The following is a 15,913-nucleotide window of genomic DNA, read 5'->3' on the forward strand; positions in this document are numbered from 1 at the left end:
GCTGCCCGCCGGGGTACTCGGCGGGCCGAGCACGGGGCCGCGCCCCGACCGGATCCCGCTCGCGCCCGCGCAGCGGCGGATGTGGTTCGTCAACCAGTACGACCCGGCCTCCGGCGCCTACAACATCCCGGTGGTGCTGCGGCTGACCGGACGGCTCGACCTCGCCGCGCTGCGGGCGGCCCTGCTCGACGTGGTCGAGCGGCACGAGGCGCTGCGCACCGTGTACCCCGGCCACGATGGCATCGGCTACCAGGTGGTCGTGGCGCCGGACGACCTCGCCGACCGGATCGAGGTCACCGACATCGACCCCACCCGCCTGGCGGCCGCCGTCCTCGCCTGTGTCACCGAGGGTTTCGATGTCGCCGCCGCGGTTCCCTTGCGGCTGCGGCTGTTCCGCGTCGGTCCCCAGGAACACGTGCTGGCCGTGGTGGTGCACCACATCAGCGCCGACGGCTCCTCGATGGGGCCGCTCGCGCGCGACGTGATGACCGCCTACGCCGCCCGCGCCGCCGGGTCGTCTCCCGCGTGGCGGGCGCCGGCGGTGCAGTTCGCGGACTACACCCTGTGGCAGCGTGATCGGCTCGGCAGCCCCGACGATCCCGAGGCGCTGTCGGCGCGGCAGCTGGCCTATTGGACCGACACCTTGGCGGGACTCCCGGACCGGCTGGAACTGCCCGCCGATCGTCCCCGCCTACCGGTCGCGTCCCTGCGCGCGGGCACCGTCGCCCGCACCGTGGATCCGGAGCTGCGAGCCGGGCTGGAACGTCTCGCCGCCGCCCGCCGGTGCTCGCTGTTCATGGTCCTGCACAGCGCCCTGGCGGTGCTGTTCGCCCGCCTCGGGGGCACCACCGACATCGCGTTGGGCACGCCCGTCGCGGGTCGCGGGGTGGCCGAACTCGACGAAGTGGTAGGCATGTTCGTCAATACGGTGGTGCTGCGCACCGAGGTGCCCGTCGCGCTGCCGTTCACCGACCTGCTCGACCGGGTCCGCCGTACCGACCTCGATGCCTTCGCCCACGCCGACGTCCCCTTCGAGAACCTCGTCGACCTGCTCGAACCCACCCGCTCGGCGGCCCGCCATCCGCTGATCCAGGCCATGTTGATCTTCCAGAACCTGGGCCGCGCCGAGTTCGCGCTACCCGGTCTGGGCGTCGAGGCACTCGAACTGGACCAGCAGAGCCTGCGCTTCGATCTCAGCGTCACCGTCGGTGACGACGGCGCCGAGGGATTGGCGGTCCGCCTGGGCTACGCGACCGACCTGTTCGACCCGAGCACCGCCGCCCGCTTCGCCGACCGCTGGCTGCGCATCCTGCGCGCCGTCGTCGCGAATCCCGCCGTGCCGGTGGGCGATATCGGCCTGCTCGATGCCCGCGAGCGCACGATCCTGCCCGGTGCCGCACTGCCTGCCGTCGTCGCCCCCGCCGTCCTGCCCGATCTGCTCGCCGCCGCCGTCACCACGAACCCGGACGGTGTCGCCGTCATCGACGGGCCGACCCACCTCACCTACCGTGACCTGGACGAGCGCTCGAACCGCTTGGCCCGCACCCTGATCCGCTGCGGCGCGGGTCCCGAGACCCCCGTGGTCATCGCCGTCCGCCGCAGCGCCGCCTCGGTCACCGCCGTCTGGGCCGTCGCCAAGACCGGCGCGCCCTTCGTCCCGGTCGACCCCGCCTATCCCGCCGACCGCATCGCCCAGATCGTCACCGACTCCGGCGCCCACCTCGGCATCACCACCCGCGACGCCACCGCCGTCGATCCGTGGCTCGACGCTCGGACGGCAGCGGGCAGGGCTCCCGGATCGGTGGTGCCGGGCGCGGACGCGATCCCCGCGTTGCGGTGGCTGTTCCTGGACGACCAGGTCGCGGGGGACCTCACCGTGTCGGCCGCGCCGATCGACCCCGCCGAACGCCTGGCACCCCCGCGACCGGCGCACGCCGCCTACCTCATCTTCACCTCCGGATCGACCGGCAGGCCGAAGGGCGTCGTGGTCACCCACGCCGGGCTGGCGAATCTGGTCGCCGCGCAGCGGGAACGGATGAGTATCACCAGCGACTCGCGCGTACTGCACGTGGCCTCACCGGGTTTCGACGCCGCCGTGCTGGAACTGCTGCTGGCCACGGGCGCGGGCGCCGCCCTGGTGGTCGCGGGGCCGACCGCGTACGGCGGGGCCGAGCTCGGCGAGCTGCTCGCCGGGGAACGGGTCACCCATATCGCGCTCACCCCCTCGGCGCTGAGCTCGGTGGACACCGTCGACTACGAGCACCTGCGGGCCATCGTCACCGGCGGCGAACCGTGCCCGCCGGAGCTGGTGCAGCGGTGGGCGGCGCCGGGGCGGGTGCATTTCAACGACTACGGGCCGACCGAGGCCACCATCTGGGCAACCGGCGCGGGCCCGCTGCTGCCCGGCGGCGAGATCACCATCGGCACACCGATTCCGGGCCTGGCCGCGCTGGTGCTCGACGAGCGGCTGCACCCGGTGCCCGATGGCGTCACCGGCGAGCTGTATCTGGCCGGGCCCGCGCTCGCCCGCGGCTACCAGGGCCGCGCCGATCTCACCGCCGCTCGTTTCGTCGCCGACCCGTTCGGCGGCCCGGGCGAACGGATGTATCGCACCGGTGATCTCGTGCGCCGCCGCGCCGGCGCGCTGGACTACCGCGGCCGTGGCGACCTCCAGGTGAAACTGCGCGGCCTGCGCATCGAACTGGGTGAGATCGAATCGGCGCTCATCGCGGACCCGGCGGTGCGGCAGGCCGCCGTCACCGTGTACACCGACCCCGCCGTCGGCGAACTGCTCGTGGCCTACCCGGTGCCCGAACAGCCGGGAACGCTCGACGTCGACGCGGTGAAAGCGGCGCTGGCGCTGCATCTTCCGTCGTACATGGTGCCCTCGGCCTTCGTCGTCCTCGACGCGCTGCCGCGCACCGCCAACGGCAAGCTCGACCGGCGCGCGTTGCCCGCTCCCGACCTCAGAGCCGGCCGGTTCCGGGCTCCGGTCACCGCGGCCGAGCGGGCGGTGGCCGACACCTTCGCCGACCTGCTCGGCGTGCCGAAGGTCGGCCTGGACGACGACTTCTTCGCCCTCGGCGGCAACTCGCTGATCGCGACCAGGATCGCGGCCCGGCTCGGCGCGGCCCTCGATACCCGCGTTCCGGTGCGCACCGTCTTCGACGCGCCGACCGTCGCCGAGCTGGCCGCCGCTATCCGCGCCGACGCGCGCCCGCCGGGCCCGCGTCCGGGCCCACGGCCGCGCTCCGACCGGATTCCGCTCTCGGCCGCGCAGCGGCGGATGTGGTTCCTCAACCGCTACGACCCGGATTCGCCCGCCCAGAACGTGCCGATCGCCGTCGAGGTGGACGGCGAGATCGACCCGGTGGTGTTGCGCGCCGCGGTCGCCGACGTCGCGGCCCGGCATGAATCGCTGCGCACCGTATACCCCGTCGCCGCCGACGGTGACCCGTACCAGGATGTGCGCGCCGACGCCCGGGTGCCGGTGCGGGTGTCGGCGATCGAGCCGGACGGTATCCGGGCGGCGGTGGCGGGTGAGATCGCCCGGGGCTTCGACCTCACCACCGAAGTGCCGGTGCGGGTTGGCCTGTTCCGGATCGCCGCGCAGCGGTCGGTCCTGGCGGTCACCATGCACCACATCGCTTCCGACGGCTGGTCGCTGGCACCGCTGACCCGCGACGTCGCGATCGCCTACGCGGCGCGCCGCGCGGGCACCGCCCCGGCGTGGGCGCCGCTGCCGCTGCAGTACCCCGACTACGCGCTGTGGCAGCACGAAGTGCTCGGCGACGCGGACGATCCCGGCAGCGTGGCGTATCAGCAGCTGGCGTACTGGCGCGACCGCCTCGCGGGACTGCCCGAGGTCTCGGCGCTGCCCAGCGACCATCCGCGCCCGGCGATCCTCACCCACCGGGCGGGACTGGTCGAATTCGAGATCGACGCGACCGTTCAGATCCGGCTGCGCGAACTGGCCCGCTGGCACGGCGTCAGCGTGTTCATGGTGGCGCACGCGGCGCTGGCGGTCCTGCTGGCGCGGCTGTCCGGGACCGAGGAGGTGGCGATCGGTTCGGTCATCGCGGGCCGTGGCGCCGGTGAACTCGACGATCTCATCGGCATGTTCGTCAACACCCTGGTCCTGCGCAGCCGGGTGCGGTCCGCGGACACCTTCGAGGCGCTGCTCGCCGCGACCAAGGACGGCGACCTGGACGCCTTCGGCAATGCCGATGTCCCCTTCGAACAGCTCGTGGAAGTGCTGGCCCCCACCAGGTCCACCGCGCACCACCCGCTGTTCCAGGTGCTGCTGGTCTTCCAGAACTTCGATCGGGAGTCGTTCGATCTGCCCGATCTGCACGTCCGGCCGATCGAGATGCCGCCGGTCGGCGCGAAATTCGACCTGGAGTGGATGCTGGCCGAGGAGTTCGGTCCCGACGGCGCGCCCGCGGGCATGTCGGGCACCCTGACCTTCGCCCGCGACCTGTTCGAGGAATCGACCGCGGCGACCATCGCGCATCGCTTCGTCGACGTGCTCGACGCGGTCACCGCCGATCCCGGCCTGCTGGTCGGCGCGCTCGATGTCACCGCGCCACCCGGCACCGTCGTGCACGCGCTCGCGCCCGCGCCCGCGCACCGCGTCGACCTGCCGTACCGGCCGCCGGTGACGCCGACCGAGCACGCCGTGGTCACCGCGTTCGAGACGGTGCTCGATGTCGACCGGGTCGGCCTGGACGACAACTTCTTCGAGCTGGGCGGCACCTCCATGGTCGCCATCCGGTTGGTCGCGCAGGTGCGCGAGCTGCTCGACTTCCCGATGCCGGTGCAGTGGATGTTCGGCGACCCGTCGCCGGGCGCGCTCGCCGAGCGGATCGCCGTGTCCGGGGACACCCCCGTCGATCCGGCCCTGCGGACGCTGCTGCCGCTGCGTTCCGGCGGCACCGGCCCGGCCCTGTTCTGCGTGCATCCGGCGATCGGCGTCGCCTGGTGCTACGCGGGGCTGTCCGCTCAGCTCGACCCCGGCTATCCGGTCTACGGCCTGCAATCACCCGGGATCGCGGCCGAACGACCCGACCGGCCGCTGCGCGAGCGGGTCGCGCACTACGCCGACGAGATCCAGGCGACCCAGCCCGACGGACCGTACCGGCTGCTCGGCTACTCCGCGGGCGGCCCGATCGCCCACGCGCTCGCGGTGGAACTCCAGCGCCGGGGCGCCCAGGTCGACGCGCTGATCATCCTGGACGGTCGGGCCGACGTCGACCCGGCCAGCGCCGCGGACATGCCGCCGATGCAGGCCCTGCTCGCCGAGTTCGGCGGCCTCGATCCGGCCCGGCTCGGCGGCGGCGACCAGGCCGAACAGGCCGCCCGACTACTACGCGCCGGCGCTGCCGCCGACGCCGTCGATCGAATCGCGCCGACAGCGTCGTCGGCCGATTCCGCGGGGTATCGGGGTACTGCCGCACCGCTGCCCGGCGCCGACAACGAGGTCGGCGCCGGCCCCGGCAACCCGGCCGCCGGACTCCTCGACACCATCAGCGCGGCAGACCTGCGCCGGCTCTACGCCGACTACCAGCAGATCGTCCGCGAAGCCGCCGGCTACGCGCCGGGCGTGTTCGACGGCGACCTGCTGTTCTTCAGCAGCACCAGCGCCCGTCCCGGCTACGCGCCCAACGCCGACACCTGGCGCCCCTACATCAGCGGCGAGATCATCGACCATCAGACCGGGCACGAGCACAACCGGCTCACCGGCCCCGAGGCGCTCGCCGTGATCGGCCCGATCCTGGCGGGCTACCTGCGGCGCTAGGCGACCAGGTCGGCGTACTCGCGGTGCTCGGCGATGTACTTCTCCACGTACCAGCAGGTGGGGATGACCTGGTAGCCGGCGGCGCGGGAATCGTCGAGGCCGAACTTCACCACGTCGGCGGCCACGCCGCGGCCCCGGTACTCCGGGAAGGTCATGGTGTGGTGGAAATCGCGGACCTTGGGGTCGTCCCGTTCGGCGTAGTCGGCGTATCCCGCGAGGACGTCGTCGTGATAGATCTCGTAGCGGGTATCGGCGACGTTGTGCTCGAGCCTGGTGGTCATACCGGATGCTAACCCGGTGCCGGGACGGGTTGTTCCGCTAGAGCACCGCACCGGGGTTGAGGATGCCCTCGGGGTCGAGCGCGTCCTTGATCCGGCGGGTCAGCGCCATCACCTCGGGACCCACCTGATCCGGCAGCCACGCCTTCTTCAATCGGCCGACGCCGTGCTCGCCGGTGATGGTGCCGCCCAGCGCGATGGCGAGGTCCATGATCTCGCCGAAGGCGCGGTGCGCGCGGGCGGTGTTGTCTGGGTCGGTGGGGTCGTGCACGATCAGCGGGTGGGTGTTGCCGTCGCCCGCGTGCGCGATGACCGAGACCAGCACGTCGTTGCGTTCCCCGATGGCGGTGATCCCGGTGATCAGATCACCCAGCCGGGGCAGCGGGACGCCGACGTCCTCGAGCAGCAGCGGTCCGATCCGCTCCACAGCGGGGATCGCGAATCGCCGTGCGGCGGTGAAGGCTTCGCCCTCGGCGGGATCCTCGGTATCGAAAACCTCGGTCGCCCCGGCCTTCTCGCACAGCGACACCATCAACCGCGCTTCGTGCGCGGCGAATTCGCCCGGCGCGTCGGACCGGGCGACCAGCAGCGCGGCGGCGGTGCGGTCCAGCCCCATCCGCATCTCGTCCTCGACGGCGTTGATCGCAACGGTGTCCATGAACTCGAGCATCGCCGGGCGCAGCGTCGAGGTGATGGCCAGGATCGCGTCGGTGGCGGCGGTGAGCGAGCCGAAACTCGCGACGACGGTCGCCTGCGGCGGCTGGGCGGGCAGCAGGCGCAGGGTCAGTTCGGTGATCACCCCGAGCGTGCCCTCGCTGCCGACGAACAGCTTGGTCAGCGACAGTCCGGCCGAGTCCTTCAGCCGCGGTCCGCCCAGCCGCACGGCGGTCCCGTCGGCCAGCACCACCTCCATGCCGAGCACGTAGTCGGTGGTGACGCCGTACTTCACGCAGCACAGCCCGCCCGCGTTGGTCGCCGCGTTGCCGCCGATGGAGCACATCTCGAACGAGGACGGATCGGGCGGATACCACAGGCCTTCCGCCGCGACGGCCCGCTTGACCTCGGCGTTGAGCAGCCCGGGCCCGACGACGGCGGTCCGGGTGACCGCGTCGACGCTGATCGCGCGCATCAGCTCGGTGCTGAGCACGATCCCGCCGTCCACCGCGGTCGCGCCACCGGACAACCCCGACCCGGCCCCGCGCGGCACGACGGGCACCCGCCCCGCGTGCGCCCACCGCAGCGTGGCCACCACGTCGGCGGTGTCGCGCGCCCGCACCACCGCCAGCGGCGTGCCCGCGTCCGGATCGCGCGCCCAGTCCTGCCGGTACCCCGCCAGCAGATCGGGATCGAGGACCACAGCCCCCTCGGACACCGCGGAAATCAACGACTCGAGGTCAACCCTGCTCTCGTCCACCTACTCAAATTAACCCGCGACGACCACCCCGCGTCGGTACTCCGGCCGGACTCGTGAGCAGCGCTGACCCGCCGTGGGAGCGAGCTGGTCACCTGACCGACGTGATGTGCGCCCGACCAAGTGAATTTGCGCATGATTGTGATCCGGCGCGCCCGGTTGGTGTATACGGCGTCCAACCCGTCACAATGCCCATAGCGGGTGTGTCCGTCGGCGATCGGCCGTCGCGCACCCGGCGTGTTTCGCATTCCGCTCTACGGTGCGCTCGCTCGCGCATCGCACACACCGACGCGCCGCGTCGCACCGTACTCGCCGGGAGGGGCCGGAAGATGAAGGAACCGCAGGACCGCAACGAGTTGGTCGGCGCGCTGCTCGCCGCCGAGTTCGCCGATGCCGGGATCGACCCCGATGCCATGCGCCGGGTGCGCGACGGCGAACACGAGGAGTGGCTGTCCGCGCTGGAGGCCACCGGCATGTTCGGCATCCGCGCGCTGGCCGAGATCGCCGGTGAATGGTCCGCCGAACCGCGCCTGCTGCGGGACGCGCTGCTCGCCGAGGCCGACGAGTTCACCCGGCGCCGCTGCCTGGCCGCCTGGACCGCGCTCGGCCGCCCGGTCGTCGAGCAGCCGACCGCGCACGCGGTGGCCGTCGCCGTCCCGCACTGAGGCGGCGCACGCGCCCGTTTGCCGACTGCTCATCTCGGCGTCATCTCGCGCTGGCAGGCTGACGGCGTGGAGCAGCACGCGAGTGTCACCGACTCGATCGCCGACCGGTTCACCCGCTGGTGCGAGGCCGTCGTCGCCCGCCTGCCGTTCGGGCTGGACCGGATCGTGCCCGCGACGCTGCTCGGCTTCGGCCTGATCAACAGTTTCACCTTCGGTGTCGACCTGCTGCTGCTCACGCTGCTGCACACCGGGCTCGGGGTGCCGGTACCGGTGTCGATCACGCTGGCCTATGTCGCCGCCTTCGGCCTGGCCTTCCTGCTCAACCGCACCTTCAACTTCCACTCGCACGCGCCGATGGGCACGCAGGCCGTGGTGTACGCGGCGGTGGTGCTGGTGAACTATCTGGCCTTCATCCTCGGGGTCGGCTCCGGTCTGGTAGCGCTGGGCATGGAGTATCACCTCGCGCGGCTGGCCGCCGGGGCCTGCGAGGCCGTCTACATGTACTCCGCGATGCGCTGGATCGTGTTCCGGCGCAAGCGATCAGCGGATCCGGTCGGCGCCGGGCGCTGAACCGCCGCGCAGCACCTCGGTACGGTCGCCGTCGACCAGGACGACGTCGTCGTCGGTGAGGGCCCAGTGCGGGGTGCCCTCGGCGCGATAGCGGGCCAGCAGCTTCGCGGACTCGCCGTCGGGGTCGGTGGGGGAGTCGAGATGAACCACGAGCGGCCGGTCCACCACACCCAGTCCGTCCCATCGTGATTCGACGCCGGTGGCCGGACGCACCTCGGCGGGGTCGTCCATCGTCTCCAGGCCGTGCAGGTCGGGGGCGAGCAGGCAGGCGCCCGCGCTGTAGCCCGCGTAGACCAGCGCGTCCTCGGCGAGCAGCGCGGGCAGCACGGAATCGGCTCCGCTGCGGGCGAATTGGGCCCGCAGGACGAAGGTGTTCCCGCCGCGCACCCACACCATGGCGAACGCGCGCAGACGCCGCTCCAGTTCACCCGGCGCGCCGAGGTGGTCGCGCAGGTCGACCACTTCCGGCGCGTACCCGTGCTGCCGCAGCGGGGTCAGGTCACTGGCCACCGCCGACGACCACGCGGCAGGCCACGCGTCACAGGCGTTGGGGATCACCGCGACTCGGCCGCCCGGCGCGCCGACGAGCCCGGCGAGCCGGTCGGCGAAGGCGCCGAACCGATACGACGCCAGGAACAACCGCATCAGATGGTGAAGGCCAGGTTCTGCACGAGGCGCTCGCCGAGGGCCTTGTCACCGGTCACGGTGACCTCGTCACGGTGCGCGTCGGCGGTGGTCCGCCCGCCGCGCAAGCGCGCGAAGAGCCCGGAATCCATGCTGATCACGGCGTTCGGTTCGGCGTCGGCGGCGTCGAGCACCGCGCCGCGGCCGTCGAGCACCCCGAGGTGGATCTGCCGGGTGACCGGGCCGGTGAGGTCGAAGGTCAGGCGCGCGCCGTCGGGCGCCTTGGCCCCCTTCACCACGGCCCGGCCCAGCCCGATGGTGAGTTCGGCGAAGGCGGTCTCGGCGCGCGCGCCGCCCTCGGACACCGGGCGGCCGATGCCGTCGGCGAGGTCGAGTTCGTGCATCCAGCAGTCGAACAGGCGCACCCGCATGAACCGCCCGTAGGGCACCTGCCCGACCGGCGACACGGTCGGTGTCTGCCAGGCCTGCTCGTCCATCGCGGCCAGGGCGGCTCGCCGGCGATCGGTGACCTCGTCGAACAGCGCGAGCAGCCGCTTGCCGGACAGCGGGCGTAGTCGGTCGATCCAGATCTCGTTGAGCACCGCGACCTCGTTGCGCACGTGCGGCAGGGTCCGCACGTCGGTCTTGGGCCGCAGCGGGTCGTGCGGGGGCGGGGTCTCGCCGAGCAACCACGACTCGGTGCCGATCACATGCGCGACCACGTCGAACAGCGTCCAGCCCGGCAGCGGCGACGGCTTGCGCCACGCCTTCTCGTCGAGGTCGGCCACCAGGATGCCGATGGCCTCCCACTGCTGGGCGAGCAGGTCGGTCAGCTGCTCGCGGTCGGGCGTGCCCTCGGTCATCCCTGTGCTCCTTCAGCGTCGAGCGCCGTGAGTCCGGCGCGGATCGCGGCCGCGGTCGAGTTCGGTTCGTGGGGGCGGCGCAGCAGGAAGCCCTTGGCGAAGCTGAGCTTGTCCCCGTGTCTACGCGGCACCACGTGCAGGTGCACATGGCCGACGGTCTGGAAGGCCGCGATTCCGTCGTTGAGGATGAGATTGGCGCCGTCGCTGCTCAAGTCGCTACGGCGCAGGGCGCGCGCGAGCCGGTGCCCGGTGCGGAAGAGTGTCGCGCCCAGATCGGGGGCGAGATCGTCGAGCTCGGTGGCATGCTGCTTGGGAACGACCAGGGTGTGCCCGCGGGTGATCGGCCTGATGTCGAGGAACGCGCACACCGCGTCGTCCTCGTAGACCTTGGTCGCGGGCGCGGCACCCGCCACGATCCGACAGAAGACGCAGTCGTTCACAGCGACGACCCTACGGTGTGGCGTGGGTCGCGCAACAGTCCGAACCCCGCACCGACATGACGCGCGTCACGTATGTCGAGTAACCGGTCGGCTGACCAGCATTCGGACGTGGAAGTAAGTAGCCCACCTTCATGTGCGGTCTTGTCCGGCCCTACCTGCGGCGACGAATGTGATCATGGCCGCGGGGCCGCGGCCGCCGTGCGGAAAGGTCGTCAACTTGGCGAAACGGGTCGGGTCTGTCCTATTTCCCAGTGGATGGTCCAGCCCGCCGATGTGACGGGCATCTCGGCTAGGCTCACCGCGAGCCGAGTACAGTAGCGAGGATTTCAGCCGAACCTACTCGCAAGTAACGTCGGCTGACCCGTTGTTCCCCGGCTCGAAGCCAGCACAAGAAGGAAGTCTGACTAGTGGAGACAACGCAAAACGTGGGCGAGGGTTCGCCGCGCGGCGCGCGTGTCGGAGTCGTTCGCGAGTCCGGCCCGGGTGAGCGGCGGGTCGCATTGGTGCCCAAGATCATCCCCGCCCTGTCCAAGCAGGGTGTCGAGGTGGTCGTGGAAGCCGGTGCCGGCCTCGGCGCCCTCATCCCCGACGAAGCCTTTGTCGAGGCGGGCGCGACCATCGGTGATCCGTGGTCGGCCGAGGTCGTGGTCAAGGTCGCCCCGCCCAGCGATGCCGAGGTGGCCAAGCTGTCCTCCGGACAGACTCTGATCGGGTTCCTCACGCCCCGCAACGCCGAGAACCAGATCGGCGCGCTGCGCTCCGCCGGTGTGCAGGCCTTCGCGGTCGAGGCGATTCCGCGTATCTCGCGCGCGCAGGTGATGGACGCGCTGTCCTCGCAGGCCAACGTCGCCGGATACAAGGCCGTGCTGCTCGCCGCCTCGGAGTCCACCCGCTTCTTCCCGATGCTGACCACCGCCGCGGGCACCGTGAAGCCGGCCACCGTGCTGGTGCTCGGCGTCGGTGTCGCCGGTCTGCAGGCGCTGGCCACGGCCAAGCGCCTCGGCGGCCGCACCACCGGCTACGACGTGCGTCCCGAGGTCGCCGACCAGGTGCGCTCGGTCGGCGCCCAGTGGCTCGACCTGGGCATCGACGCCGCCGGTGAGGGTGGCTACGCCCGCGAACTCACCGACGACGAGAAGGCCCAGCAGCAGAAGGCCCTCGAAGACGCCATCAAGGGCTTCGACGTGGTCATCACCACCGCGCTGGTGCCGGGTCGTCCCGCGCCGCGCCTGGTCACCGCCGCCGCCGTGGAGGGCATGAAGCCCGGCAGCGTGATCGTCGACCTGGCCGGGGAGACCGGCGGCAACTGCGAGCTCACCGAGCCCGGACAGACCGTGGTCAAGCACGAGGTGACCATCGCCTCGCCGCTGAACCTGCCCGCCACCATGCCCGAGCACGCCAGCGAGCTGTACTCCAAGAACATCGCGGCCCTGCTGGAGCTGATGCTGGTCGACGGCAAGCTCGCGCCCGATTTCGAGGACCAGGTGCTGGCCGATTCCTGTGTCACCCGTGAGGTGGAAGCCTGATGTACACCGAACTTCTCGCCAATATCGCGATCCTGGTCCTGTCCGGATTCGTCGGCTTCGCCGTCATCTCCAAGGTCCCCAACACCCTGCACACCCCGCTGATGTCGGGCACCAACGCCATCCACGGCATCGTGGTGCTCGGTGCGCTGGTGACGCTGGGCAATGTGAAGGACCCGTCCCTGCTGGTCCAGATCATCCTGTTCGTCGCCGTGGTGTTCGGAACGCTGAACGTCATCGGTGGCTTCGTGGTCACCGACCGCATGCTCGGCATGTTCAAGGGTAAGAAGAAGGCGGCCGAGTGATGCACGCAGTCGACAACATGACCTACCTGGTCAACGGCCTCTACATCGTGGCCTTCTCCATGTTCATCTACGGCCTGATGGGCCTGACCGGTCCGAAGACCGCGGTGCGCGGCAACCAGATCGCCGCGGTCGGCATGGCCATCGCCGTGATCGCCACGCTGATCTCGGTGCGCCACGCGGACCTGATCAACTGGATCCTGATCGGCGCGGGCCTGGTCGTCGGTGTGGCACTGGGTGTTCCGCCCGCCGTGCGCACCAAGATGACCGAGATGCCGCAGCTGGTCGCCGCGTTCAACGGTGTCGGTGGTGGCACGGTCGCGCTCATCGCGTGGGCCGAGTTCATCGACAGCTCGGGCTTCTCGGCGCTGCACGACGAGCCGAACATCCACATCATCATCGGCTCGCTGTTCGCCGCGGTGATCGGTTCGGTCTCGTTCTGGGGCTCGATCATCGCCTTCGCCAAGCTGCAGGAGATCCTGTCCGGCAAGCCGATCAGCGTCGGCCGCCTGCAGCAGCCGCTGAACCTGCTGCTGCTCGTCGGCGCGATCGTGTGCGCCGTGGTCATCGGCCTCGGTGCCGACAACGGCGGCGTCTCGCAGCTGTGGATGATCGGCCTGCTGGTGCTGGCCGGTGTGCTCGGCCTGATGGTCGTGCTGCCGATCGGTGGCGCGGACATGCCGGTCGTCATCTCGCTGCTCAACGCCCTGACCGGGCTGTCGGCCGCGGCCGCGGGCCTGGCGCTGAACAACACCGCGATGATCGTCGCGGGCATGATCGTCGGCGCGTCCGGCACCATCCTGACCAACCTCATGGCCAAGGCCATGAACCGCTCCATCCCGGCCATCGTCGCCGGTGGCTTCGGTGGCGGCGGCGGTGCGGCCGGTGGCGGCGCCGGTGGCGAGAACAAGCAGGCCAAGGCCACCTCGGCCGCCGACGCCGCGATCCAGATGGCCTACGCCAACCAGGTCATCGTGGTGCCCGGCTACGGTATGGCCGTCGCCCAGGCCCAGCACGCGGTCAAGGAGATGGCCTCGCTGCTCGAGGGCAAGGGCGTCGAGGTCAAGTACGCGATCCACCCGGTCGCCGGTCGCATGCCCGGTCACATGAACGTGCTGCTGGCCGAGGCCGAGGTCTCCTACGACGCGATGAAGGAAATGGACGACATCAACGGCGAATTCGGCCGTACCGATGTGGTCCTGGTCATCGGCGCCAACGACGTCACCAACCCGGCCGCCCGCGAGGACAAGTCCAGCCCGATCTACGGCATGCCGGTCCTCAACGTCGACCAGGCCAAGAGCGTCATCGTGCTCAAGCGCTCGATGAACTCCGGCTTCGCCGGCATCGACAATCCGCTGTTCTACGCCGATCACACCTCCATGCTGTTCGGCGACGCCAAGAAGTCCGTCGGTGCGGTCACCGAGGAACTCAAGGCGCTGTAAGTCGCCACGTCCCGGGGCCCTTGCCGTTCATCGCGAACGGCAAGGGCCCCTTGCGTTGTCGGCTCAGAACAGCCGGTTGTACTTGCGGGTCCCCGGGAGATCCGGATAGGGGCAATCGGCGGAACCGGTGCGCAGGGTCGCGGTGGCGTCATCGGGGGCGATCCACTGGAGCTTGCCGCTGTCCAGCCAGGGTCTCAGATCGAAGTCCTTGCTGTTGGAGCCCCAGTTGTCGTCCCAGGCGGCGTACCGGCCCGGAGCCCGAACGACGTCGTAATGGTCACTGCCCCACACCGGTTCGAGCGCGATGCCGCGCGGCCGGTACACGGAGCAGTGGTAGGTGATCGGCCAGCCGGTGTGCGGACCGACCCGCAGCTGGGTGATCACGGCGCGTATCTCGGGATGGCCGAGTACCTGGGGATACACATAGGGCACGTCGGGGCCTACGCGGCGGGCGAACGGCGCGGGCGCGGGCGGGCCGTCGAGCCGCATCGCACCGGCCATCAACAACCAGGTGTGCGGTACGGGGTCCAAGCGGCGAACCGGGTTGGACGACATCCAGAACCACCCGTCGACATCGACGATGTCGAGCGGCCAGTACACCAGCTGTCCGGTGAACGGGCACCGCGAGACCACGATGTCGGGCAGCAGTTCCTGGTACCGGGCGTGGAGCGCGGAGAAACGCTGGTAGGCCGCCCAGCCGTCGTCGGTGGCGCCCAGCTCCTGGTAGCGGGCGGTGAAGTGATTGCCTTCCGCGAGCAGAGCCGAACGCTCGGTGACGAACGGCTCCACTCCGACGATCTTGCGCACCGTTGACCCCCCACTCCCACGCGACTGTCGCGGAACCGACTGTGCCACAGCCGGAATCCTCGGCCAACCCGTCCGTGCGTGGTGCGGTGCCGCCGAAACGCGGCCACCCCGCCCGCTGGAGGTCCGGCGGACGGGGTGATCGGGACGGCGTCGGTGCCCGAGGACTACTTCTTGAAGCGCTCGGCCAGCAGATCGAGGGTCGCCATGGCCTGCCGGTAGTCCGGCCGCTTGCTGGCGGCGGGCAGCTCGTAGACCTGGCCCCGCTGGAAGGCGGGCAGCATGGCCAGCGCCGGGTCCTGCTTCAGCTGGGCGATGTCGCGGCCGCCGTCGAGCTTGATCACGAACAGCACCGGAGCGTCGACGACGGTGCTCAGCAGTTCGGGGCTGAAGGTGACCCAGTCACCGGCCTCGGCCTTGGTCGGGTTGCCCGCCTTCGCTTCGATCTTGTCGTCGACGGTGAAGCCGACCCCGGACAGCAGCGTGGCCAGCGGGGTGTTGGGGGCGAGCAGGATGGGCTTGCCATCGGACTGGGACTGCATCACCGCCGTCGCGCCCTGCGGCAGCCGCACGGCGGATTTCACCTCGTCGACCCGCGTGTTGTAGGCGGTGATCATGCCGTCGACCTTCTCGGGGCGGTTGACGAAGTCGGCCACCGCCTTCAGCTGGTCCTGCCAGTTGGCGAGGTTGGACGCCACCAGCGCGGTGGGCGCGACCGCGGCCAGCTTGTCGTAGTTCTTGATCGTCTGCTGACCCGGCCAGCCCGGTCCGCCGCCGATGATCAGGTCGGGCTGCTGGGCGGCGATGAACTCCAGGTTCAGGTCGTCGCCGGAGGGCACCGCCACGGTGCCCTGTGCCTCGGCATCGGCGGCCCAGGCGGCGGGGAACTCGCCGGGCTGCAACGTGACACCCAGAATCCGTGGATCCGCGGCCTTCACCTTGGCGTCGAGGTCGAACAGGTACCCGGCGAGCGCGCCGTTGAGGACCACGATGCGCTGTGGGTCGGCGGGCACGGTGACCGGGCCCTTGGCGGTTTCCACCTGGCGAGTGCCGGACTCGGCCGCCTGCTCGGAGGTGGAGCTGCCGCAGCCCACCGCCGTCGCGGTCACCGCGACGATCAGGAGAGCGACGGCGGCACGCATGCGTGCCGTCATTCGGTGCGCTGACATGGAGTGATTTCCTTCTTTCTATCCA

Annotated in this window: 13 protein-coding genes; 6 read left to right on the plus strand and 7 right to left on the minus strand. The window is 70.9% G+C overall.

Translation table 11 applies throughout. The annotated features are described in order from the left end of the window. Window positions 1-5,797 (plus strand): amino acid adenylation domain-containing protein (locus tag V8688_RS13015; protein WP_342800883.1); only part of this gene is annotated, 5,797 nt, incomplete at its 5' end. On the opposite strand, the gene V8688_RS13020 is transcribed toward V8688_RS13015, so the two are convergent. Both V8688_RS13020 and V8688_RS13025 read right to left on the minus strand, forming a co-directional pair. After that, complete coding sequence (locus tag V8688_RS13020) at window positions 5,794-6,078, minus strand: GNAT family N-acetyltransferase (protein WP_218720929.1); 285 nt, start codon at window positions 6,076-6,078, stop codon at window positions 5,794-5,796. The two genes, V8688_RS13015 and V8688_RS13020, sit on opposite strands and share 4 nt — an antisense overlap. A gap of 37 nt (window positions 6,079-6,115) precedes the next feature. After that, window positions 6,116-7,489 carry an FAD-linked oxidase C-terminal domain-containing protein gene (locus V8688_RS13025; protein WP_218720930.1) on the minus strand — a complete coding sequence of 458 codons (1,374 nt, stop codon included), beginning with the start codon at window positions 7,487-7,489 and terminating at the stop codon, window positions 6,116-6,118. A gap of 326 nt (window positions 7,490-7,815) precedes the next feature. Between V8688_RS13025 and V8688_RS13030 the strand changes: the two genes are divergently transcribed. Then, window positions 7,816-8,151, plus strand: a complete 336-nt coding sequence (locus V8688_RS13030) for a hypothetical protein (RefSeq protein ID WP_218720931.1) — start codon at window positions 7,816-7,818, stop codon at window positions 8,149-8,151. A gap of 66 nt (window positions 8,152-8,217) precedes the next feature. Then, window positions 8,218-8,721 (plus strand): GtrA family protein, encoded by a 504-nt coding sequence (locus tag V8688_RS13035; protein ID WP_316573653.1) that lies wholly within the window; start codon window positions 8,218-8,220, stop codon window positions 8,719-8,721. Here V8688_RS13035 and V8688_RS13040 read toward each other — a convergent pair. Genes V8688_RS13040 through V8688_RS13050 form a run of 3 tightly spaced genes read right to left on the minus strand, consistent with a single transcriptional unit; the run spans window position 8,692 to window position 10,648 of the window. Next, window positions 8,692-9,366, minus strand: a complete 675-nt coding sequence (locus tag V8688_RS13040) for a Type 1 glutamine amidotransferase-like domain-containing protein (protein ID WP_218720933.1) — start codon at window positions 9,364-9,366, stop codon at window positions 8,692-8,694. The genes V8688_RS13035 and V8688_RS13040 overlap by 30 nt on opposite strands. Further along, the gene (locus V8688_RS13045; RefSeq protein ID WP_316573654.1) at window positions 9,366-10,208 is read right to left on the minus strand and encodes a maleylpyruvate isomerase family mycothiol-dependent enzyme; all 843 of its coding nucleotides are present in this window, start codon (window positions 10,206-10,208) and stop codon (window positions 9,366-9,368) included. The genes V8688_RS13040 and V8688_RS13045 overlap by 1 nt, the downstream gene beginning before the upstream one ends. Then, window positions 10,205-10,648 (minus strand): HIT family protein, encoded by a 444-nt coding sequence (locus V8688_RS13050; protein ID WP_218720935.1) that lies wholly within the window; start codon window positions 10,646-10,648, stop codon window positions 10,205-10,207. Before V8688_RS13050 ends, V8688_RS13045 begins: the two co-directional genes overlap by 4 nt. A gap of 407 nt (window positions 10,649-11,055) precedes the next feature. Between V8688_RS13050 and V8688_RS13055 the strand changes: the two genes are divergently transcribed. From V8688_RS13055 to V8688_RS13065, 3 genes are read left to right on the plus strand one after another with little or no spacing between them, the layout of a single operon-like run. Next, on the plus strand, window positions 11,056-12,174 hold the full coding sequence (locus V8688_RS13055; protein ID WP_218720936.1) for a Re/Si-specific NAD(P)(+) transhydrogenase subunit alpha: 1,119 nt from the start codon (window positions 11,056-11,058) through the stop codon (window positions 12,172-12,174). Then, window positions 12,174-12,476, plus strand: coding sequence for an NAD(P) transhydrogenase subunit alpha (locus V8688_RS13060; RefSeq protein WP_019045334.1), 303 nt, complete (start codon window positions 12,174-12,176; stop codon window positions 12,474-12,476). The genes V8688_RS13055 and V8688_RS13060 overlap by 1 nt, the downstream gene beginning before the upstream one ends. A gap of 17 nt (window positions 12,477-12,493) precedes the next feature. Then, window positions 12,494-13,915, plus strand: coding sequence for an NAD(P)(+) transhydrogenase (Re/Si-specific) subunit beta (locus V8688_RS13065; protein ID WP_218720975.1), 1,422 nt, complete (start codon window positions 12,494-12,496; stop codon window positions 13,913-13,915). 63 nt (window positions 13,916-13,978) lie between these two features. On the opposite strand, the gene V8688_RS13070 is transcribed toward V8688_RS13065, so the two are convergent. Then, window positions 13,979-14,722, minus strand: coding sequence for a hypothetical protein (locus tag V8688_RS13070; protein ID WP_342800884.1), 744 nt, complete (start codon window positions 14,720-14,722; stop codon window positions 13,979-13,981). Between the two features lie 164 nt (window positions 14,723-14,886). Beyond that, window positions 14,887-15,888 carry an ABC transporter substrate-binding protein gene (locus V8688_RS13075; protein ID WP_255588470.1) on the minus strand — a complete coding sequence of 334 codons (1,002 nt, stop codon included), beginning with the start codon at window positions 15,886-15,888 and terminating at the stop codon, window positions 14,887-14,889. Window positions 15,889-15,913 lie beyond the last annotated feature (25 nt).

Origin of the sequence: Nocardia sp. No.11, assembly GCF_038752175.1 — a bacterium.
Taxonomy (GTDB): domain Bacteria; phylum Actinomycetota; class Actinomycetes; order Mycobacteriales; family Mycobacteriaceae; genus Nocardia; species Nocardia canadensis.